This window comes from Psychrobacter sp. TB20-MNA-CIBAN-0197 (assembly GCF_040309765.1).
Lineage (GTDB): Bacteria > Pseudomonadota > Gammaproteobacteria > Pseudomonadales > Moraxellaceae > Psychrobacter > Psychrobacter submarinus.
Window position 1 is genome coordinate 1 of record NZ_JBEOPC010000495.1, and the last position, 276, is coordinate 276.

General features: G+C 51.8%; 1 protein-coding gene. It reads right to left on the reverse strand.

Annotated elements, in window-relative coordinates:
- On the reverse strand, window positions 1–276 hold a 276-nt coding region (locus AAEY83_RS14655), incomplete at both ends, for a formate dehydrogenase accessory sulfurtransferase FdhD (protein ID WP_351060011.1).

Consider the following 276-nt stretch of genomic DNA (forward strand, 5'->3'; position numbering starts at 1 on the left):
CTGCGACACACACGGCAGTGCTAGTGGGTGCAGACATACCGACCAACCAAGGTATTTGGCTACGAATGGATTTTTGTACCAGCTCGATCGATAGGCGCGAGGTCATCACTACACAGTCGACATCTACTTTGTGTCGTAGTTGCCAGCCAATGAGCTTGTCGAGGGCATTGTGACGGCCGACATCTTCAAAGAGATGTAAGTGTTGCCCTTGCATGGTTGCCGCCGCATGAACAGCGCCTGTTAGTTGATGGGTATGTTGGGTCGCATCTACTTGTG